Annotated in this window: 20 protein-coding genes; 7 read left to right on the top strand and 13 right to left on the bottom strand. The window is 62.1% G+C overall.

The features are described 5' to 3' along the window. The first annotated feature begins 137 nt into the window (after positions 1-137). The 6 genes from JF542_RS22865 (at position 138) to JF542_RS22890 (ending at position 4,955) form a co-directional block, all read left to right on the top strand. On the top strand, positions 138-500 hold the full coding sequence (locus JF542_RS22865) for a hypothetical protein (RefSeq protein WP_479725291.1): 363 nt from the start codon (positions 138-140) through the stop codon (positions 498-500). Between the two features lie 557 nt (positions 501-1,057). Then, positions 1,058-1,498, top strand: coding sequence for a c-type cytochrome (locus tag JF542_RS22870; protein WP_007803524.1), 441 nt, complete (start codon positions 1,058-1,060; stop codon positions 1,496-1,498). Between the two features lies 1 nt (position 1,499). Continuing rightward, on the top strand, positions 1,500-2,879 hold the full coding sequence (locus tag JF542_RS22875) for a multicopper oxidase family protein (RefSeq protein ID WP_207077541.1): 1,380 nt from the start codon (positions 1,500-1,502) through the stop codon (positions 2,877-2,879). Next, entirely contained in the window at positions 2,876-3,280 is a 405-nt protein-coding gene (locus tag JF542_RS22880; RefSeq protein ID WP_207077542.1) for a c-type cytochrome, read from the top strand. Before JF542_RS22875 ends, JF542_RS22880 begins: the two co-directional genes overlap by 4 nt. A 77-nt stretch (positions 3,281-3,357) precedes the next feature. Then, the gene (locus tag JF542_RS22885) at positions 3,358-4,182 is read left to right on the top strand and encodes a DUF6692 family protein (protein WP_007803519.1); all 825 of its coding nucleotides are present in this window, start codon (positions 3,358-3,360) and stop codon (positions 4,180-4,182) included. Between the two features lie 11 nt (positions 4,183-4,193). After that, positions 4,194-4,955 (top strand): glutaredoxin family protein, encoded by a 762-nt coding sequence (locus JF542_RS22890; protein WP_195903890.1) that lies wholly within the window; start codon positions 4,194-4,196, stop codon positions 4,953-4,955. Between the two features lie 47 nt (positions 4,956-5,002). On the opposite strand, the gene JF542_RS22895 is transcribed toward JF542_RS22890, so the two are convergent. From JF542_RS22895 to JF542_RS22910, 4 genes are all read right to left on the bottom strand, one after another. Beyond that, a complete protein-coding gene (locus JF542_RS22895; protein WP_007803515.1) occupies positions 5,003-5,881 on the bottom strand; it encodes a CopD family protein in 879 nt (292 codons plus the stop codon). 2 nt (positions 5,882-5,883) lie between these two features. Then, entirely contained in the window at positions 5,884-6,246 is a 363-nt protein-coding gene (locus tag JF542_RS22900) for a copper resistance CopC family protein (protein WP_009807496.1), read from the bottom strand. Positions 6,247-6,328: 82 nt separating this feature from the next. After that, positions 6,329-7,045, bottom strand: a complete 717-nt coding sequence (locus tag JF542_RS22905; protein WP_040545970.1) for a copper resistance protein B — start codon at positions 7,043-7,045, stop codon at positions 6,329-6,331. A gap of 29 nt (positions 7,046-7,074) precedes the next feature. Further along, on the bottom strand, positions 7,075-8,838 hold the full coding sequence (locus tag JF542_RS22910; RefSeq protein WP_224888688.1) for a copper resistance system multicopper oxidase: 1,764 nt from the start codon (positions 8,836-8,838) through the stop codon (positions 7,075-7,077). Between the two features lie 60 nt (positions 8,839-8,898). On the opposite strand from JF542_RS22910, the gene JF542_RS22915 reads away from it, so the two are divergent. After that, positions 8,899-9,405 (top strand): hypothetical protein, encoded by a 507-nt coding sequence (locus JF542_RS22915; RefSeq protein WP_154657521.1) that lies wholly within the window; start codon positions 8,899-8,901, stop codon positions 9,403-9,405. A 55-nt stretch (positions 9,406-9,460) separates the two neighbouring features. Here JF542_RS22915 and JF542_RS22920 read toward each other — a convergent pair whose 3' ends face one another. Genes JF542_RS22920 through JF542_RS22960 form a run of 9 tightly spaced genes read right to left on the bottom strand, consistent with a single transcriptional unit; the run spans position 9,461 to position 18,289 of the window. Continuing rightward, on the bottom strand, positions 9,461-11,008 hold the full coding sequence (locus tag JF542_RS22920; RefSeq protein WP_007803504.1) for an LPD7 domain-containing protein: 1,548 nt from the start codon (positions 11,006-11,008) through the stop codon (positions 9,461-9,463). Further along, positions 11,001-13,127 (bottom strand): type IV secretory system conjugative DNA transfer family protein, encoded by a 2,127-nt coding sequence (locus tag JF542_RS22925; protein WP_207077543.1) that lies wholly within the window; start codon positions 13,125-13,127, stop codon positions 11,001-11,003. The genes JF542_RS22920 and JF542_RS22925 overlap by 8 nt, the downstream gene beginning before the upstream one ends. Further along, the gene (gene virB11 / locus JF542_RS22930; protein WP_007803500.1) at positions 13,124-14,125 is read right to left on the bottom strand and encodes a P-type DNA transfer ATPase VirB11; all 1,002 of its coding nucleotides are present in this window, start codon (positions 14,123-14,125) and stop codon (positions 13,124-13,126) included. Before virB11 ends, JF542_RS22925 begins: the two co-directional genes overlap by 4 nt. 32 nt (positions 14,126-14,157) lie before the next feature. After that, complete coding sequence (virB10, locus tag JF542_RS22935; RefSeq protein ID WP_207077544.1) at positions 14,158-15,321, bottom strand: type IV secretion system protein VirB10; 1,164 nt, start codon at positions 15,319-15,321, stop codon at positions 14,158-14,160. A 2-nt stretch (positions 15,322-15,323) separates the two neighbouring features. Next, positions 15,324-16,175 carry a P-type conjugative transfer protein VirB9 gene (gene virB9, locus JF542_RS22940; protein ID WP_207077545.1) on the bottom strand — a complete coding sequence of 284 codons (852 nt, stop codon included), beginning with the start codon at positions 16,173-16,175 and terminating at the stop codon, positions 15,324-15,326. Next, entirely contained in the window at positions 16,172-16,858 is a 687-nt protein-coding gene (locus JF542_RS22945) for a VirB8 family type IV secretion system protein (protein ID WP_207077546.1), read from the bottom strand. The genes virB9 and JF542_RS22945 overlap by 4 nt, the downstream gene beginning before the upstream one ends. Beyond that, complete coding sequence (locus JF542_RS22950) at positions 16,855-17,055, bottom strand: hypothetical protein (protein ID WP_207077547.1); 201 nt, start codon at positions 17,053-17,055, stop codon at positions 16,855-16,857. The genes JF542_RS22945 and JF542_RS22950 overlap by 4 nt, the downstream gene beginning before the upstream one ends. Positions 17,056-17,101: 46 nt before the next feature. Beyond that, positions 17,102-17,995: a TrbL/VirB6 family protein gene (locus tag JF542_RS22955; RefSeq protein WP_207077548.1), complete on the bottom strand. Its 894-nt coding sequence runs from the start codon at positions 17,993-17,995 to the stop codon at positions 17,102-17,104. A 30-nt stretch (positions 17,996-18,025) separates the two neighbouring features. Next, on the bottom strand, positions 18,026-18,289 hold the full coding sequence (locus tag JF542_RS22960; protein ID WP_207077549.1) for an EexN family lipoprotein: 264 nt from the start codon (positions 18,287-18,289) through the stop codon (positions 18,026-18,028). Positions 18,290-18,292 lie beyond the last annotated feature (3 nt).

Genomic DNA, 18,292 nt, shown 5'->3' on the forward strand with positions numbered 1-18,292 from the left:
CCAACATCCCACACTGTGCTCCCCGATGACCTCGGGGGCATCATCCACATCAGTGTAAGGGGGTCATTTTTGGACGCCGATCACCCCGCTACGGGGTCAATTTTGCATGCCGGTTCACACCGCACAGCCATTTCGGCATGACGGGCCCGATCCAGCGCCACACCCTTGTCTATACGGTGGTGGTTGCCTCAGGGCTGGCAGTGTTCTTTGACCTAGGCCGGATCGCATCACTCGGTGCGTTCTTCTATCTGGTCATGGACATGGTGGTCCATTGGGGCGTATGGCGTTTCCGCCGGGAAGACATCGGAGCCCGGAGTCCGATTTTGATAGCGGCATTATGCTTCGACGCCATCGTGCTAACTGCATTTACGGCAATGAAGTTGCAGAGCGATCCCATGATCGTCATCCTCGCTGGCGCGGGGATCTTCACTGTCTTCTTCTTCGAGAGGAGCTATCTATCGAATTGGCTCGCTCCGCAGTATGGCAACCGCGATGAATGATGAATAACGTAGTCCTGAAACAAGGTTATAGTCGGCAGACCGCAGTCTGCGGGATAGGTGTACACGCCTGGAAAACGCAGTGTACGGGGGACAGTAGTGACCATTGTGTCGCGAGATCCCATCTTGCTGGCTGACGACGAAAGGTCCCCATGCGTCTGCTCGCCATCATCGTCCTGACCAGCCTGGTGATGCTGGCTGCCTTCCCGCAAATGTCTGCGGCTGGGCCCGCGATGCATGAATGCGCGGCCTGCCCAGAGGCGATCATCGATGCAAATCAGCAGGCCCCGGCGCACCAGCACCAGGTCGACGCGCCTTGTTCTGACATGGCGACCTGCGCAGGCTGGGCCCTTGTCGATACCAGTCAGCCTCTCCATAGCGCCAACCCGCCACGCCTCCGTCATGCGTGGCCGGAGCCACGAAGTGGCACGACGATCAGTCTGTCCCTTGACCTCCCGCCTCCTCGCGCCTGAGCCAGCTCCAGTTGAACCTGGGTCGTTTCCGATCGACCCATCATCAGAGCGCGCGGCCCGCAAAGCCGTGCAGATCAGGATACTATCATGAACAAATTCACCCTCACCGGGGCCGCGATTCTTGTCGTGGCGCTTGGTGCTTATGCAGTCACTCGCTCCTCCGAGCAAACCGCCCCCGCGCAGGAAACCATGGCGCCAGCGGAGGGCGCGGCCATGGTGGCCGTCACTCTTCCCGATACATTGTCGCCCGAGGGGACGATGGGGAAGCGGGCTTTCGATGCGGTCTGCGCTGATTGCCATGGTGACAATGCCGCCGGGAAAATGGGGATCGCCCCGCCGCTGATCCACAAGATCTACGAGCCGTCGCATCATGGCGATATGGCCTTCCAGATGGCGGCTGCGAACGGCGTACGCGCACACCATTGGAAACTCGGCGACATGCCGCCGCAGCCCGGGGTGACCCGCGCGGATGTGACGTCGATCATCGCCTACATCCGCGAAGTACAGCGCGCCAATGGGATCAACTAACATGAAGATGACACGACGCGCCTTCTGCGCAGGTCTCGCGGCTGTTCCACTGGCGCGCCCTACTCAGGCTCAGGATATGGCGCTCCTGACAGCTAGGGCAGCCACGGTGCAGCTTGCCCCGGATGGCTATCCGGCGACGCCGGTCTGGAGCTACGACGGGACGATCCCGGGCCCGGTCATCCGCGCCGCTCAAGGCAGCCGGTTGCAACGGCGACTTGTGAACACGCTGGAGGTTCCGACCTCTGTTCACTGGCATGGCATCCGTATCGACAACGCCATGGATGGTGTCGCGGGGCTGACCCAGAACGCGGTGCCGCCCGGTGAGAGCTTCGACTACGCCTTCGATCTGCCTGATGCGGGAACCTACTGGTATCACGCCCATACAAATTCGATGGAACAGGTCGCGCGGGGTCTTTCCGGAGCCCTGATCATCGAAGAGGCCACACCGCCTGATGTGGACCGGGACGAGGTCCTGATGATCGACGATTGGTTGCTGGAACCTGATACGGGCCTGTTCGTCGATGACTTCGCAGCGCCGATGACGCGCAGCCACGGAGGCCAGATCGGCAACCTCGTGGGCGTGAACGGGCGCTACGATTACAGCCTGTCGGCCCGGCAAAACGAGCGGCTGAGGCTGCGGCTGATCAACTCGGCCAATGCCCAGATATTCGGTCTGAAGCTGGAGGGGCTGACCGGCTGGACGGTGGCTCTCGACGGCATGCCTCTCGACACGCCAGAACCGGTGACGGATACGCTTGTGCTTGCACCGGCACAGCGCATGGATCTGATCGTCGATATCACCGCCGAGGAAGGGGAAACCGCAGGACTTCTCTTTGCCGCAGCGGATGATACTTGGCGCGTACTGGCTGAAGTTTCTGTCGAAGGGCGTGCCGCTTCAGTTCCGCGCGGTGCGCCTCAGCCCTTGCCACGCAATCCGCGCATGGAGGTTGTGGGCGTCGACACCGCGCCTGTCCTTGAGATGCCGCTGCAGGGCGGTGCGATGCGCGGCCTGGAAAGCGCAGCCTTCAACGGGCAGAAACTGACCTGGCAGGAGTTGGTGCAACAAGGACAGTTCTGGGCGCTGGCCGGACAGGCCGGGCTAGGAGAGGCGCCGTTTGCCACGCTTTCGCGCGGCGAGACGGCCCGCATCCGCATGACCAATGACACGATTTTCCCGCACGCGATGCATCTGCACGGGATGCATTTCAGGACGCGTAAGGAAGACGGAAGCCTTGGTCCTCTACGGGACACGGTTCTCGTCATGCCCAACGAGATGACTGAGATCGCCTTCGTTGCGGACAATCTGGGAAAGTGGCTGCTGCATTGCCATATGCTGGGGCACGCAGCTTCGGGAATGACGAATTGGATCATGGTCGCATGAAGGGCCTGATCGCACTTGCAGCAACTCTTGCAAGCTGGGCGCAGGCCGTTGCGGCAGAGGAAGGCATGGATGGCGCAGCTTTGTATCAGCAGAACTGTGCATCCTGCCATGGGACGGAGCTTCAGGGGCAGCCGGACGGGCGCAGCCTCGGTCCCGACGGCCGCCTGCCTGCGCCACCCCATGATGCAACGGGCCACACTTGGCATCATGGCGACGACATCCTGTTCCGCATCACGCGGGACGGGACTGCAGCGGTGGTCGGCGGGGGATATGAAAGTGACATGCCCGGCTTTGGCGACAGCCTGAGGGATGCGGAAATTAGAGCGATCCTCGACTACATCAAATCCACCTGGCCCGAGCGCGAACGCGCCTATCAACGTGAAAGAACTCAGCAGGAATAGGCCGAGAAAAGCCAACTTTTAGGGAACATTCACCCACTGGAAGGTTGTTATTCCCCTAAACGCACTCGGAGGTGACGATGGCCTATTCCCGCTTTTTCCTGATGATTGCCGTGTCTACGGTTCTGATGTTCGGGTTGATGTACCTGAACACGTATCTGATCAGCCATATCTTCTGGTCAGAAACACGCGCCTATATGGCAATCGTCATGGGGGCGGTTATGGCCTTCGTCATGCTGGCCTTCATGCTCGGCATGTACAAGAACCGCACGCTCAATATCGCGATATTCGCGGGCTCCATCATCGTTTTCGCAGGGGCGCTCTGGCTGGTGCGCAGTCAGGTGACGGTGCAGGACCGGGCTTACATGCGCGCGATGATCCCACACCATTCGATCGCCATCATGACGTCGTCGCGCGCGGAAATCACCGATCCCAGGGTGCGCACTTTGGCCGATGACATCATCTACGCCCAGGATAAGGAAATCGCGGAGATGCGCTATCTGATCGCGGACATTTCGGCGAATGGAGAGGCGACGCCCGCCGGGGATGAACCGGTAGCCGAACTGAAACCCGCTCAGGACGCCTTGTCCAGCGAGGTCGTTTCCAAGGTCGATCCGGAGTTCCTGACGCAGGCAGATATCGCCCAGGTCTTCCCGGATGGGGCCGCGTGCAGCTTCACCTACACTGAAACGAGCCCGCCCGTGTTCGTGTCTGGAAACGGCACTGCCTTGGTCAAGATCAGCGGTGATCTTGTGCAACTCGATGGCGGGGAAGACAGCTTCGCCGCTGACCCGATCACGATTGATGTGCGCAATACGGAAGATGATGGCCTTCAGGATTTCGTCATCAGCGCGGGCCCTGACTACGAGGCCGGTTTCCGCGGTCAGTACGCCTGCACGAATTGAGGAAGATGATCATGCCAAAAGATACCACGAAAACCGCCGTTCTCTACCGCATGGTCATGCCTGAGCACACATGCCCCTTCGGTCTGAAATCCAAGGACTTGCTTGAGCGCAAAGGCTACGCCGTCGAAGATCATCACCTGAAGACCGAGGACGAGACTGAGGCCTTCAAGCGCGAGCATGACGTCAAGACGACGCCGCAGACCTTCATTGACGGGAAACGGATCGGGGGTCATGACGACCTGCGCATTTTCCTCGGGATCGACCCGCCCAAGGAAGAACAGAGCGACACGACATATCGACCTGTCATCGCGATCTTTTCAGTCTGTGCCCTGCTGGCGCTTGGGCTGGCGTGGCACCAATACGGGACGATCCTGACTTGGCAGAGCTTCCAGTGGTTCATCTCGTTGTCCATGACCGTGCTTGCGATCCAGAAGCTTCAAGACGTTGAGCAGTTCTCGACAATGTTCCTGAACTACGACCTGCTGGCGAAACGTTGGGTGCCCTACGGCAAGATCTACCCCTACGGCGAGGCGCTGGCTGGCATCCTGATGACTGCGGGAGTCCTGACATGGATTTCCGCACCCGTCGCCCTTTTCATCGGGACCATTGGGGCGGTCAGCGTGTTCAAGGCGGTTTACATCGACAAGCGCGGATTGAAATGTGCCTGCGTCGGCGGGAACTCCAACGTGCCGCTCGGGTTCATTTCCTTGACCGAGAACCTGATGATGATCGTGATGGGGCTCTGGATGGGCCTGCGCGCCCTCGGGGGCTGAGGTGAGAAACGGGGGCGTTGTCGTGACGCCCCCGGTGCCTTTCTGGGTTAGCCGACGTGCTCAGGTGCGACTGTGGACGTGAAGGTCGCGGTGACCAGCAGGATCACGAGGAAGGCCGCTACCTCCCATCGGATCGACGCCCTCAGCGGGCCGGCGTTTCCGGTCTCGGCCAGGGCAGGGGTCAGCCGAAGCTTGTTCAGCCCGGCGAGGCCGAGAAGCAGGGCCACGACTGCCAGTTTCAGCATCAGGAACTGCCCCCAGGGTTGGGTCAGGACCGCGATGGGATCGCCCGCCAGGATCACCAGGATGACGACGCCCGCCACGACAAGTAGCCCGACCATGACAAGCGCTGCCTGACCGAACCGTTCGACAGTACGCCAGGCTGCCTCGTTGCCGCGCCGCGCCATGTCATAGAGCGGATAGAAGCCCCCGATCCAGAAGCTCGCAGCCAGGATGTGGATGACGAAAAGCGTTGCAAGCGCCAGCCTCGGATCTTCGGTCGCGTGACCACGCAGCGCGAAACTGATGGCAACAAGAATGACGCCAAGGACCGCCACAGGTCGTGTCCAACCGCGATTGAGCGCGATGGTCGCGATGCCGAGAAGGCCAAGAATGTCGGCCTCCACCGACAGGCCGAGCGGGCTGAAGAGCGCGACCTGAAGCATCATCGGATCAAGCGCGCCGCCGAAGCCCCCGTAGAAGAAAGCCGCCCGCAGCGGAATGTTCAGCGCGCTGAAGACAATGCCGACGAAGGCTGACCATGCTGCAAGTCGCCTGAGGCGACGGCTTGCAGGGGCATCCAGCTCCGTCAGGAGCCAGAGGTTGATCACGGAGCCCGCCGCAAGCAGGACACTGACATACATCCCCGCCTTGACGAGGATCGAGGCGATCTGCACCGGTTCCAGTGCGGCAAGAACTCCGCCCATGATCAGTTAGCGACCTTGAACGCGAAGCTGCCGTTCATCGGGTGGCCGTCCGGCGACATGCCGCGCCAGTCGATCTTGTAGCTGCCCGGTGCGAGCTTCGGCAGCTTGCCTTCCCAGGTCTTCACGGCCTGGTTCGCGGCAGGACCGTTGATCTTGTAGGTCTTGCCATCAGGTGCGGCCATCGTGACGGTGGTGATCTGCATGGGATCGGTGAACATCAGGTGCATGACCTTGGTGTCCGCGCCGACCGTCTGGCCGTTGCCCGGCATGGTCATCATGCCCTTGCCGTGGGCCAATGCAGCGCCTGCGCTCAGGGCCATACCGACCGACAGTGCGGCGGACGTCAGGATAGTACGAAGTTTCATTGGGGTGCTCCCTTGGTTGGTTCAGGTTGAAAAGGCTGCGCCCTCTCCGCGGCTTCGAAGTAGCCGAGAGGGCGCAGAAAAATCAGAACATGAAGTTGATGCCGACGACGCCGGTCAGCTCGTCGACTTCATGGCCATGATCGCGGAGAATGTCGGCTGTTCCGCCGAAGGCGCGTTCGTAGTTCACGCCGACATAGGGCGACACGCTGCGGCCGATCAGGTCGTAGCTCAGTCGCAGTCCCAGCTCGACAGAGCCGCCGCCCGCCGCGATTTCGCGCGCGGGATCATCCGCCAGCGGCAGGCTGACTTCGAGAGACGGCGTCAGGATCAGCCGGTTGGTCAGCAGGCCTTCGTACTCCACCTCCGCCCCGATGTAGGGGTATTCGGAAACGTAGAGCGCCGCCTCGACCTCGAACCACTGTGGCGCGAGGCCGGTGACGCCGAAAGCGCCATAGTAGCGCTCGGGCGCGCCGTCCGGCGTGGAGGCGGCGATCCCGATGAAGCCATCGAAGAAATCGGTGATCGGCTTCTGGAGGCGGATCTGGTTGTCCATCTCTTCGAAATCGCCACCTTCGATCTTCGCGCCTTCGCTCTTCCAGACGAGCCGCAGCTCGTCATTGCCCGTCCAGGCCTCGAACCCCCAGGCAAAGGAGTTCTCTTCATCGCCCATCCGGTATTCGAGCTTGTCGGTCCGCACGCCCCAGACTGTCGGGGAAACGCCCACCTCGGCCATCGCGACTGAGGTAAAAGTCAGCGCAAGCGGAAGCCCGAGGGCCGTTCCAAGCAGCAGTTTTTTCATGTGATTGGTTTCCTTGGAATACGCGCCCATCAGGACGGGCCGCCTTCGACGATGACCTTGCGGAACATGCCGCCGGCCATGTGGTAGGAGAGGTGGCAATGGAAGGCCCACTGGCCGGGGGCATCGACTTCGGTCTCGGTGTAGAGCGTCGTTCCGGGTGCGACGCTGACCGTGTGCTTCACGGGGTCGTATGCCCCTTTTCCGGTGTCGATGATCGACCACATCCCGTGCAGATGCATCGGATGCGCCATCATGGTTTCGTTGACGAACTTGAACCGGACCCGCTCGCCGTATTTCAGGCGGATCGGGTCGGCGTCTTCGTATTTCACGCCGTCGATGGACCAGATGTAGCGTTCCATGTTGCCGGTAAGGCGGATCTCGATCTCGCGGGTGGCGGGGCGATCACGGTAGAGCGGCTTGCGCGCCGTGAGGTCTTCGTAGCCAAGGAACTTGCCGCCATTGGCCGCCGTCGGGATCAGCCCGCTGCCCGGCGCGTAGAAGGCAGCGCCCGGTGCGCCTTCAGAAGGAACGACGGGCATGCCAGCGGACATGTCCATGCCGCCCATATCCATCCCGGAATGGTCCATGCCCGACATGTCGAAGCCGCTCATATCATGGCCGGAGTGGTCCATACCGGACATGTCGAATCCGCTCATGTCCATCCCAGACATGTCCATACCGCCCATGTCCATTCCCGAATGATCCATTCCGGACATCATGCCCCCCATGTCGGCCATGGTCAGCAGCGGCTGAGGTCGCATTTTGTAGTAGGGTCCGACCATGCCTTCGGACGGCGCCAGCGTGCCCCGCACCATCGCGGTGCGGCCCGCACTTTCGCCGATGATCGAATAGGCCTTGGCCTCGCGCGGCTGGACGATCACGTCATAGGTTTCAGCCACGGCGATGCGCAGCTCATCCACCACGACCGGCTTCACGTCATTGCCGTCGGCCTGCACTACCGTCATTTTCAGACCGGGCACGCGTACGTCGAAATAGGTCGTCGCCGAGGAGTTAATCAGGCGCAGGCGCACCTTTTCGCCGGGCTTGAAGATGCCGGTCCAGTTCTGCTGGGTGCTGGCTCCGTTGATCAGCGGTGTGAAGCCCTGAACATCCTCGATGTCCGTGGGCATCATACGCATGGCGCCCCACATCTTCCGATCTTGAAGGGCGGCTTTCAAACCTTCGGCACCTGCGTCCTCGATCAGGTCCTGCGCCGTGCGTTGCGCGCGGTTGTAGTAGTCTGCCGAAGCTTTCAGGTTGCGGAAGATCCGCGATCCGCTGTGCGGATGCTTGTCCGTGAACTGCACCACGTAGTCGCGGTTCGTCGGCACGGCCTCGCCGCCTTTTGGGGCGATCACGATGGCGCCATAGGCGCCGTCGGGCTCCTGGAAACCCGAATGGCTGTGGAACCAGTAGGTGCCTGCCTGTTCGATCGGAAAGCGGTAGGTAAAGGTTTCGCCCGGCTTGATGCCGTTAAAACTGATGCCCGGCACGCCGTCCTGCTGGAACGGCAGGATCAGGCCATGCCAGTGGATCGACGTGCTTTCGCGCAGATTGTTCTTCACGCGGATGACGACGTCTTCGCCTTCCTGGAAGTGCAGGATGGTCGGGGTCTGGCTGCCATTGTAGCCGATGCCGTTCTTCTTGAAGGTTCCGGTGTCGATCCGGACCTTGTCGACGGTGATGTCATAGGTGCCAGCCTGCGCGGGCAGGCCGAGGGCAAGCCCCAGCACTACGGCGAGAGGCCGCAGGAAGTTCGTGTGTTTCATGTGTTTTCCGTGAGCGCGGACCAAAAGGATGGCCCCGCAAAGAGGAGATCACTGCCGAGCAGTGAAGGGAGGGAGAAGGATCAGATGCGGCGGGGGATTGCCCCCGTGGAGGGCGCAAATGATCGGATTGCGGGACGTCGCCGCTCAGGCAACGCCGCAATCAACGCCGGACAGGCGTGCTCAGGCCAGAGGGGGCCGAAGGAAGGAAAGAAGAACGGACTGCAGAGCCATGCTCGGTTCGGCTGGATTCAGGTCCGTGATCCGGAAATCTTTGTGCAGGTCGACAGCAGACGTATTTCCAGACTGATCTGTGCAAGCAACGCTGGCACAATGAAGCAGTCCCATTGGCTTGGGCTGCTGCTCAGTCTCGAAGGCAGTGTCGACCACCTGATCCTGAAGAACGGATATTTCGTCACTATGCACATGCTGAGCCGCAGGCTCTGCACAATGTTCGGCCATCGGCATCACATGCGCAAATGCACTCGTCACAACGAGCTGCAATGCAACAAGAATGATGAAGATCCTACCGAGCACACAGTTTCCTTTCGTCCATCGACGATAAACACTTCCCGGCGGTCGGTCGTCAAGTAGAAAGAAGCCCTCCAGTTGCTGGAAGCTAACGACTATGTGAAGTCGATACTTCGCTCTATCTAGAGCGGTTACCCTTGGTTTGATCCAATATCTTGCGCTCAGGAACAACTCTCGCCTCTTTGGTGGTCGCTCCGTGTACTTGGGCCTCCTGCTCCTTGGTCACGTTGGCGAGCTTTTGGATTGGGATCTGCCTTCCGGCCTTCATCCCTTGGGATAGCAGCTTGGCGGCATGGTCGCGGGCGGTCTCGCGGTCCTTTTTAGAGACACCTTCAGCCCGAAGCCGTGCGTCCATGTGGGCCAGAACGCTGGCTGGGCCTTTGGCGGCGTGGTCGCCCGGTTCATAGCGCTTGATCCGGTCTTCTAGCCGATCGGATTTGGTGTCCTGCTCGCGCTGCTTGTCGGCCATAGGTGTTTCCTCAGTGGTTGCCTTCGCCGCAGATTTTCCCTGTGACGCCCGTTGCGGCTGTGCTTCGCGCTCGATGTCCTTGGCGTCCCAGAGGCGGCGGTGTCCCTGGCGTTCGACTTCCTCTCCCGTCTTCTGATCCTTGGTCTTATAGGTCACGGGCTCGACGCCGAGAGAGAAGAAGGTCGCGCGGTCGCCGAGCTTCAGGTCATGCTTTTCGAGCGCGGCGGGCAGGGTGACGCTCCAGATATGCTCTTCCTTGCCTGCTTTGTTGGTCAGGGCGATGAAGGGCACGGGGTCAGCGCCTTCGCGGTTGCGATAGGGGGCGGTGCCGATGTCGGTGATCTTGCCGGAGATGCCGTCAGAGTAGCTTTGGCGCGGCGCGGCCTGCTGGTCTTCGCGGTCGGGCGTCTTGGCATTTCCGGAAAGGGAGGCACGGTCTGTCCGCTCAATGGCACGTTCGCCGATCATCTGGGACCGGCGGGTTGCTTCCTCTTGGTCCTTCTCCGTCGGGCGATAGCCCTGAACCTTCAGGCCCTGGGCGGTACCTTCGACCCACATCTCGCGCCGGAACTCCTCTGGCCCTTTCGCCTTGAGGCTCTGCCAGCCGCGATGCGAGGCCAGCTCGATCATGTCCATTGCAGTCCCGCGATCCGCGTTTCGGGTGCTGAGCTGGTCGCCCTTGTCGACGATCGCAGGCCGGGCGTCATCATAGGAACGGTAGAGGTCCTGCTGACCCTTCGCCTTCGTGACAAGAAACCTGTCGTGGTAGCTGATGGGCAGGTCAAAGCGGTCCAGATCCGGTTTGGTCTTTTGTCTCTCGCTTGGCGAGATCGAGCCTTGGTCTTTGGGCTGCTTTTCCGGGCTGGCCTTCTCCGCGGCCCGTTCATGATAGCCGGTCCAGAAGTCCATGTTGGTCTGCGTCATGCGGGAAGGGGCCGCGCCATCGCGGTTGAGGTCCGTGAGAACCTTGCGGACGCTATCGAGCGTGGGAACGGACTTCTGGATGTCCGTGCCGATGGTGACCGTGTGGGCGACGGTGCGCGCGCCCTTGTCCGTGGCCTCGATCACGCGGGGATGCTGGCTGGCGTCAGCATCCGCGAAGGCACGCCCTGCGTCGGTGGCTGAGGTGAAGCGCTCTTCCTTGTCGTTGTGCGCGTAGGAGAGCGTGAAGCTCGTACTCTTGTCCGTCTCAGGCATTCCGTTTCCTTTCGGCTTTCGCGGGGGCGACGTCACAGCCGAGGGCGGCGAGGATGTCCGCCGCGCCCTTGCGTGTTCCGACCTGTCCGGCCTTGTTCAGCTCCTTGATTTTCGCCTGTGCCTTCTGCCCGCTCAGGGCCAGCCGGTCGAAGGAGATGCCTTCGGGGTTGGCGATCTCATCGTCGGTCATCGGCACTTCGGCAGGTTCGCCATCGGCGACGTTCGCGGCCTGGAAGGCTTTAAGACCGGCCAGCTTGTCGAAGTTGGACTGAAGGACGGAGACGCTCACGCGTAGCATCGCGTTCTCGTCTCTCAGGGAGGCCACGGCGTCCGCCAGGGCGTGGCGGTCGATCCTGGGGACCACGGGTGGCGGCACCTTGGAGCGTTCAAGCAGTGCCGCTTCGGCATAGAACCTGATCTTCTTCGCCCGGATCGGTGGGTGTCCGGCGACGAAGACCAGGGCTTCGCTCTGGTCCATTTGCAGCAGTTCCTGCGGCAGCATGAGGGAGCGTTTCTGTTCGCTGTGGCTGACGGTCGTGCCCTTGCGGTTGGCAAGGTATTTGGACTTGGACTCGCTGCGGGCTTCCACGCCATGCGTGCCGAGCCGTTCCGAGAGGTTACGCGCCTCTTTCACCCCCTTCGGGGTGAAGACGATGCTGACGCCGGAATTGTCTATATAGGCATCGGCGCCGTCCTGGCCGTAGATGTCGGCCAGCTGGGCCGGGGTCTGGACGATGGTCAGCACCTTCATGCCGTAGCCCGCGAAATAGCCAATGCCGCGCTTGAAGGCCGGAAGCTCCCCGACCGAGGCGAACTCGTCCATGCAGAGCAGGATCTTGTGTTTCAGGGCCGGATTATGCTCGGGCAGTTCCTGCATGTTCGCATCGACGCAGGACTGGAAGAAGAGGTTCATCAGCGGCCCGAGGCGACCGAGGTTGTTGGGCGTGATGCCGACATAGATCGTCATCCGCTTGCGGCGCAGATCGGCGAAGGCGAAATCCGAGGCGGCGGTCGCGCGGTCGAGCATCGGGTTGGCGAAGAGGCCGAGGTTGGCGGTGATCGTGGATTTCACGCTCTCGAAGGTGTTTTCACTCTTCGAGAGGAAGTCGTTGAGGGTCGAGACGGTCTGAAGCGACAGCGGACGCCCAGAGGCCTTTCTGTCTTCGATCCGCTTCTGAAAGGTCTGGACGAAGTCCGGGGTCAGGGTGAGCTGGCGGTAGATTTCCCCCAGGGTGAAGGGCCGTTCCGGCGTTTCGGCCAGATAGCCGCCGACGCCGACAAAGGCCGTCTGTGCGGCCCGGTCGAAGAACGGGTCTTTCGAGGCCACAGGAATGAACAGATCGGCCAGCCGCTGAAGATCCTCGATCTGGTAATCCGTACCGCGCCGGACCGTCGAGAGGGGGTTCCAGCGATGCGTGCGACCATCCGGATCGAGGGGGTCGAACAGGAAGACCTCCTGACCGCCCGCCTTGCGGAAGCCTGCGGTCAGGGTCCAGTTCTCCTTCTTGATGTCCAGGACCACGGCAGAGTCCGGCCAGTTGAGGAGGTTCGGGATCACCACGCCGACGCCCTTGCCGGAGCGGGTCGGGGCATAGAGCAGGACGTGTTCGTCGCCGCCATACATCAGCAGGTTTTGGGGCGTCAGATGTCCGGCTTTCTGGATCTTGACCGCGCCGCCTTGCTCGACTGCGCGGCCCCATTTGTCGACCCGCTTACCATAGTGTCGGGAGGGCAGGGAGCCGGTGAAGCCCGCAATGAGGCCTGCCTTCGATCTCATGCCCGCCTGCCGGATATCGCGGGCGCGTGCAAACTCGGCGCGGCCATGCACGTCCGGTTTCGGCTGCGCTTTCAGGATGGCGGCGGCGATGACGATGGTCGGCAGCAGCCCGGCATAGCCGGAGAGCTTGATCCATTTGACTGTCTCGGGATCAGTGTATCCGGCCAGTGCAGCCTGCGGCCAAAGCAACAGGTCGCGGGGCAGGTGGAGCGGGACCTCCAGCCCCCACTGCATGACATAGGCGGCGGTGACCAGCCCCCCGGCCACGGCAAAGACCACCGCGGCCGAGATGGCGGCAGCCCGTGCGGGGGTGCCAAGGCGATGCCAGTTCTGGACGATCATGTGGCAGTCCCCAGCTTTCTGCGGGGATCGAAATAGACCTCGGTGACTCTGCGCCCGGCGGCGGTCTTTTTGATCTGCACGACCACGTCGACCATCTGGGTGAGCATGTCCTTGATCTCGTCGCGCTTGAGATCGCGCCCCGCCTCGCTCTCCTTTACCAGAAGGGCCAGCTGCTCGAAGGCGAGCGTGGCGGAGTCGGCGTGTATGGTGGTGATCGACCCGCCATGCCCGGTATTGACGTTGCGCAGGTAGTAGAAGGCCGAGGCGTCGCGAAGCTCCTGCAGGAAGATGCGGTCGGGCCGCATCCGGAGCGCGCTTTCCAGCAGGTCGCGCGCCGTGACCCTGGCCTCGCCCTGACCACCCTTGGAATAGATCATCCGCACCACGTTGGGCTGCGGAAGCTCCAGCTCGACGGTGTCCTCGATGGTGATCAGCCGTTCATCTGTCGGGATCAGCGGAATCAGCGCCTTCGAGAAAGTTGTCTTGCCCGAGCCGGTGGAGCCCGAAACCAGGATGTTCTTCTTCGCCAGCACGGCGGCGTTCAGGAAGGTCTTCCAGTCGCCGTTGCGGTGATGGTCGAGGAGGGCTTCATCCTCGCCAGACAAGGCAGAGGGGGCGTTGGTGACGGCTTCGAACATGCCCTGACCCAGAAGCTCGTCAAGCGTGAAGGTCCGCTGTGCAGGTTTGCGGATGGTGATGCTGACCGTGCCCGCCGGGACGGCAGGCGGCAGCACGATCTGGATGCGCTCGCCCTGTGGCAGGGAGCCAGACAGGAGCGGCGTCGTCTCGTTGACCTTCTGTCGGGAGAAGGTGCCCACGGTCGCGACGAGGCCAGTCAGGAAGGCATAGGTCAGCTCGGGCAGTTCGACGCGCTCCCATGTCCCTTGGGTATATTCGACGAAGACCTCGCCGGGGCGGTTGATGCAGATTTCCAGAACGTCATGGCGTTCAAGGAAGGGCGACAGCGGGGCCATGTGAGAGGCCAGAGCCGGGGGCATGGGCCTGGCTTGCGGCAGGATGGGCCTCTCCATCATTTCAGCCGGTAGACGCCGGAGAAATCGAGATCGCGCGCCACCATGACCGAGACCTCTTCGCCCTGGTTCTTCCGCAGGATCACGGGCACGTCGATGGTGTTTTCCAGCTCCGTCTGGGCGAGGCTGCGCGCCGCCGCGCGGGAGTTTTCATAGGAGTCATCATCGCCGTCGCCGGAGGTGGTGGCGACGATCAGGGCATCGTCGATGATCGACAGCATCATCGTGCCGCCGAAGCGGGTCCAGAACTGGGTGTCGATATCGCCATCGAAGCCGGTACGACCAAGGGCATCGGCACCGGGCGAGCCGAGGTTCACGATCACGCCGTTCGGTGTTTCGGCTCGGGTCCAGATGACGAAGAGGCGTTTGCGGCCTCGCTGCATCCCGCCCTTGTACTCGCCGACGATACGGGTGCCGCGATCCAGCAGGATCACCGCGCCCGTGGTCGAATAGACATCGTCGGTCACGGTGCAGCGGACCATGCCGGGGGCCGTCGAGTCCATCGCCGTATCGAGTGAACAGGGGATCGTCGTGCCCTGCGTCACGGTCAGGTTCGGATGGGCGAGGACGGTGGCTTTTTCCGATTGCCGGTCGCTGGTGACAAGCTCAGCCGCCAGTCCCGTCAGCTTGCCGCCCGCGCCCTCGGCCGAGCCGCCGAAGAGATTGGCCCCGGCATCGGTGCCTGTCTGGGCCGCCGATCCGGCAAGGCCCGTCAGGTTGCCCTGATAGGCCATGACAGGCGCACGTTTTGAGGACTCGTAAAGCTGTTCGGCCTCGCTCGGTTCCGCCGGAGCCAGTTGTTCTTCCCGGCGCACGCGCTCGATCGGGCCGACCGGCGCTTCGGGTTTGGGGTCAGTCTCCTCCGGTTGGGTCTGCTGTTGCTCTTGGGGCAGTTCCGCAGGCTCGAAGTTCTGCCCGGGTCGGATTGTGGTCTGCTGGCGCTCGGTTTCTTCGGGCGGTGCAGGCTCTTCGTCGGAAGGCCATTGGAGGAAGGCCATCGTGCCGAGAAAGACGAGGCCAGCGGCCACGAGGAATTTCTTGTTCTTCTCGTTCAGCCCGGCGGATTTCGCGCTGGTGATCGAGGAGATGCCGCGCTCGCCCTCTATGCCGTTTTCCATTGGTTCGGGTGCACCGTCCTGCGGCGCTTGCTCTTCAGTCGTCATGATCACTGTCCGATGATTTCGCGCTGCACGGAGCGGCTGGTGGTGCCGGTGCCGGTGTAGCCACCAGACGAAGATCCCAGCCCCATGTTGTAGATTGCGGTGACCTGGTGCCCGAGGCGCAGGCGCATTTCGGGGGCCACGTCATGCACGATGATCTGGTTCTTGCGGACCGTGGTGTTCGCCATGCGCTCGGTGCCGGTGCTGTCCACGAAAAAGACCGAGGGCATCCGGTTCATCCGCGAGAAGGTCAGAACCGTCATTTCCCCGTTGTCGTAGGCCTGCGATGGCTGAAGGTCATGCGACCCGGCGACCAGATAGCGCCAGTTCTTCGAGCCGGAGGTTGCCACGGATTCCGCGAGCCTTGCCTTTGCGGCCTCTTCCTGCGCCCGCGCTTTCTGGTCTGCGGCCTCAGTTCGGCGGCGGTTGGCCTCGTCGGTCGGGTAGGCGAACCTGATCTGAAAGTAGACATCCTTGGAGTTGTTGGTGATCGCGCCGTCCCGGACGATCAGCTCGAAGGAGTAGGTTCGGGTGGTGCCATCCTCGCGCATGGTCGCGATCTGAAGGTTGGTCGGCGGGTTGGCCTCGCGCGGCTTGAGGTAGAGGATATTGCCGCGCGGCACGATCTCCCAGGCGACGGTGTCACCACTGCCCACGTCGATGATTTCCTCGGTCTGGGCGAAGACGACCTGCACGGAGGTTCGCAAGGTGCCAACGACACGGACCACGTCCCATTCGTTGTAGCTGACGGAGCGGACGCGGCTGTCGGAGCGCGACGGGTTCGGGATGTCGAGCGCCAAGGCAGGCGCAGCGGCGCTGAGCGCCAGACAGGCGATGAGGGCTGTACGCAGGATCATTCCGTCACCTCCGGGTCGGCCCGATAGGTGCTGACGATGAAGCCCAGAGGGTTGATCGTACGATCTTCGGTGCTGATCTCCGCATCGGCGTCGAAATCAAAGCCGATGGTCGAGACCCAGAGGCTTTGCGTCGTCAGGTTTTCCCGCTCGTTGGTCTCGGTCTTGTAGAACCGGATCTGTGCCAGCCCGTCATTCAGGAAGGAGATCGAGCGGATCTTGATCTCGGCCTTGGTGTCGGTGCCATAGGCGTATTGCGGGCTCTTGGGGTTGGAGCCGTTGTAATAGGTCGAGAAGCGCGCCTGTTCCTCGGGCGAGGACATCAGCGTCACCTCGTGGAAGATCGCCTCCCGTTCGGCATAGGTGTAGCCCTCGCGTTCACGGACATAGCGGGCGAGGAAATAGCGGGTGACGGCCTCGTCATAGGTGGTTTCGCCGTCGCTCAGCCGGGTCATGACCTCGGGCACACCGCTGGCCTGATCGACCCGGATGACGAAGGGCACCACTTCCTTGAGCGGGGCCATAAAACCGACAGCGGCCACGCTGGTAAGCGCCATGACGCTGGCGGCCCCGGCGATGATCCAGGCTGTCCGCTTGGAGCGTTCGGCGGCGAGGCGGCTGTCATAGTCGAAGCTGCGGGCCTCCTTCAGATAGGCGGCAAGGTCCTTGTCCTGCGATACCGTCATACGTCTTGCCCCTCCCGCGTGTCCGCGATCTGGGGCGTGACGCCGATTTCCTTCTGCTTTTCGAGGACGGCGGTCTGATAGTCCCATTTGGTCGGGTTCAGGGGTCGGACGACCGAGCCTTTCACATCCGGCAGCGGCGTCGTCGTGGCGCAGGCCGAAATGCTGAGGACGGCCATCAGGAGGACAAGTTTCTTCATCGCGTAACCTTGGAGTCTAATCGTGGAAGAGGTGGATTTGTCCGCCTCAGCTCTGTCGTGTCGCGGAGCCGCCGGAAGGGGGCGTGCTGCCTCCCTGCCGGGGTGCCGCATTTCCCAGAAGCTTTCGCTCCACGAAGCGCTGCGCTGCGCCGGTCGAGGCACCGGCCCCGGCGCTCAGCGCCGCCGCGATGGAGGGAAGCAGGAAGAAGAAGATCGTGCCGCAGGCCATTGCGACGAGGAATGCAGAGACTGCCGCCGCGCCGTCCTCGATGCTGAAGCTCGAATAGACGTCGCCGATGAAGGAGGTCACCACCAGCATGAGGACGATGACCAGAAGCTTCAGCAGGGCGAAATTCAGGGCCTGACCCAGCCAGGCGAAGAACCAGCCGCGCGTGACATCGAAGAGGGCGAAGGCGACGAAGAGCGGGCCGATCGCCGCCATGAGCGCCAGCCCGAAATGGACAAGAAGGCTGATCACGAAGGCAATCGCGGCAAAGGGCACGGCGGCGATGATCACGACGATCGACAGGACATAGCCATAGATCGAGCCAGCGATACCCGAGCCGTACTGATCCTGCACCTCGGCACTGATCCGGCCCGCCATCGCCATGACGGGATCGGAGGGCAGGTCGGTCGAGCCGCCGGTCAGCGTTTCCACGAAGTCGGGGATGCCGTTGAGGATCGTGTCCCCGACCCAGGACGAGTAATCGCCGGCGCTGGACACGAGGGTCCAGATGATCGCCAGCTTCACGCCGCGCAGGGTGAAATCCATCAGCGGTTCGTGGATGGAGCCACGGATGATCACCCAGCCATAGAGAACCAGGTAGATCGTCAGGGCCGCCGTCAGCGGTGCAGTCAGCTCGGAAGAGATGGTGCTGCTGATGTCGTTCATCTTGTCGGTGAGACTGTCAGCAAAATTGTCGTAGAGCGCTTGCAGCATGGGACGGCCCTTTCCGGGTGGCGGCGATGATCAGTTGAAGGACGGGTCTCCGAAGAGACGGTCCGAACCTTCACGGTCCTTCTGCGTCTGGGTTTTCTGGGCAGCCTTGCGGGCGTTCACGCAATTGGCGTCATCCATCGCGCGGTCGGACAGCTCGCAGCTTTCCAGCATCGCTGCCCGTTCGGCGGGATTGGCGGTGAAGTAATCGACCGTGTGGTTCTCGGCCTCTTCCTTGCAGCCCGCGAGAAACGCTGAAGCCGCAAGGGTGATGATCAGGGGAAGGGGCAGGTGCATGGT

Source organism: Salipiger bermudensis (assembly GCF_017309175.1).
In the GTDB taxonomy this organism is placed as follows: Bacteria; Pseudomonadota; Alphaproteobacteria; order Rhodobacterales; family Rhodobacteraceae; genus Salipiger; species Salipiger bermudensis.

Coding starts and splice junctions, on each gene's coding strand:
- JF542_RS22865 (WP_479725291.1), top strand. CDS start 138: ATGACGGGCCCGATCCAGCGCCACACCCTTGTCTATACGGTGGTGGTT.
- JF542_RS22870 (WP_007803524.1), top strand. CDS start 1,058: ATGAACAAATTCACCCTCACCGGGGCCGCGATTCTTGTCGTGGCGCTT.
- JF542_RS22875 (WP_207077541.1), top strand. CDS start 1,500: ATGAAGATGACACGACGCGCCTTCTGCGCAGGTCTCGCGGCTGTTCCA.
- JF542_RS22880 (WP_207077542.1), top strand. CDS start 2,876: ATGAAGGGCCTGATCGCACTTGCAGCAACTCTTGCAAGCTGGGCGCAG.
- JF542_RS22885 (WP_007803519.1), top strand. CDS start 3,358: ATGGCCTATTCCCGCTTTTTCCTGATGATTGCCGTGTCTACGGTTCTG.
- JF542_RS22890 (WP_195903890.1), top strand. CDS start 4,194: ATGCCAAAAGATACCACGAAAACCGCCGTTCTCTACCGCATGGTCATG.
- JF542_RS22895 (WP_007803515.1), bottom strand. CDS start 5,881: ATGGGCGGAGTTCTTGCCGCACTGGAACCGGTGCAGATCGCCTCGATC.
- JF542_RS22900 (WP_009807496.1), bottom strand. CDS start 6,246: ATGAAACTTCGTACTATCCTGACGTCCGCCGCACTGTCGGTCGGTATG.
- JF542_RS22905 (WP_040545970.1), bottom strand. CDS start 7,045: ATGAAAAAACTGCTGCTTGGAACGGCCCTCGGGCTTCCGCTTGCGCTG.
- JF542_RS22915 (WP_154657521.1), top strand. CDS start 8,899: ATGCGGCGGGGGATTGCCCCCGTGGAGGGCGCAAATGATCGGATTGCG.
- JF542_RS22920 (WP_007803504.1), bottom strand. CDS start 11,008: ATGCCTGAGACGGACAAGAGTACGAGCTTCACGCTCTCCTACGCGCAC.
- JF542_RS22925 (WP_207077543.1), bottom strand. CDS start 13,127: ATGATCGTCCAGAACTGGCATCGCCTTGGCACCCCCGCACGGGCTGCC.
- virB11 (WP_007803500.1), bottom strand. CDS start 14,125: ATGCCCCCGGCTCTGGCCTCTCACATGGCCCCGCTGTCGCCCTTCCTT.
- virB10 (WP_207077544.1), bottom strand. CDS start 15,321: ATGACGACTGAAGAGCAAGCGCCGCAGGACGGTGCACCCGAACCAATG.
- virB9 (WP_207077545.1), bottom strand. CDS start 16,175: ATGATCCTGCGTACAGCCCTCATCGCCTGTCTGGCGCTCAGCGCCGCT.
- JF542_RS22945 (WP_207077546.1), bottom strand. CDS start 16,858: ATGACGGTATCGCAGGACAAGGACCTTGCCGCCTATCTGAAGGAGGCC.
- JF542_RS22950 (WP_207077547.1), bottom strand. CDS start 17,055: ATGAAGAAACTTGTCCTCCTGATGGCCGTCCTCAGCATTTCGGCCTGC.
- JF542_RS22955 (WP_207077548.1), bottom strand. CDS start 17,995: ATGCTGCAAGCGCTCTACGACAATTTTGCTGACAGTCTCACCGACAAG.
- JF542_RS22960 (WP_207077549.1), bottom strand. CDS start 18,289: ATGCACCTGCCCCTTCCCCTGATCATCACCCTTGCGGCTTCAGCGTTT.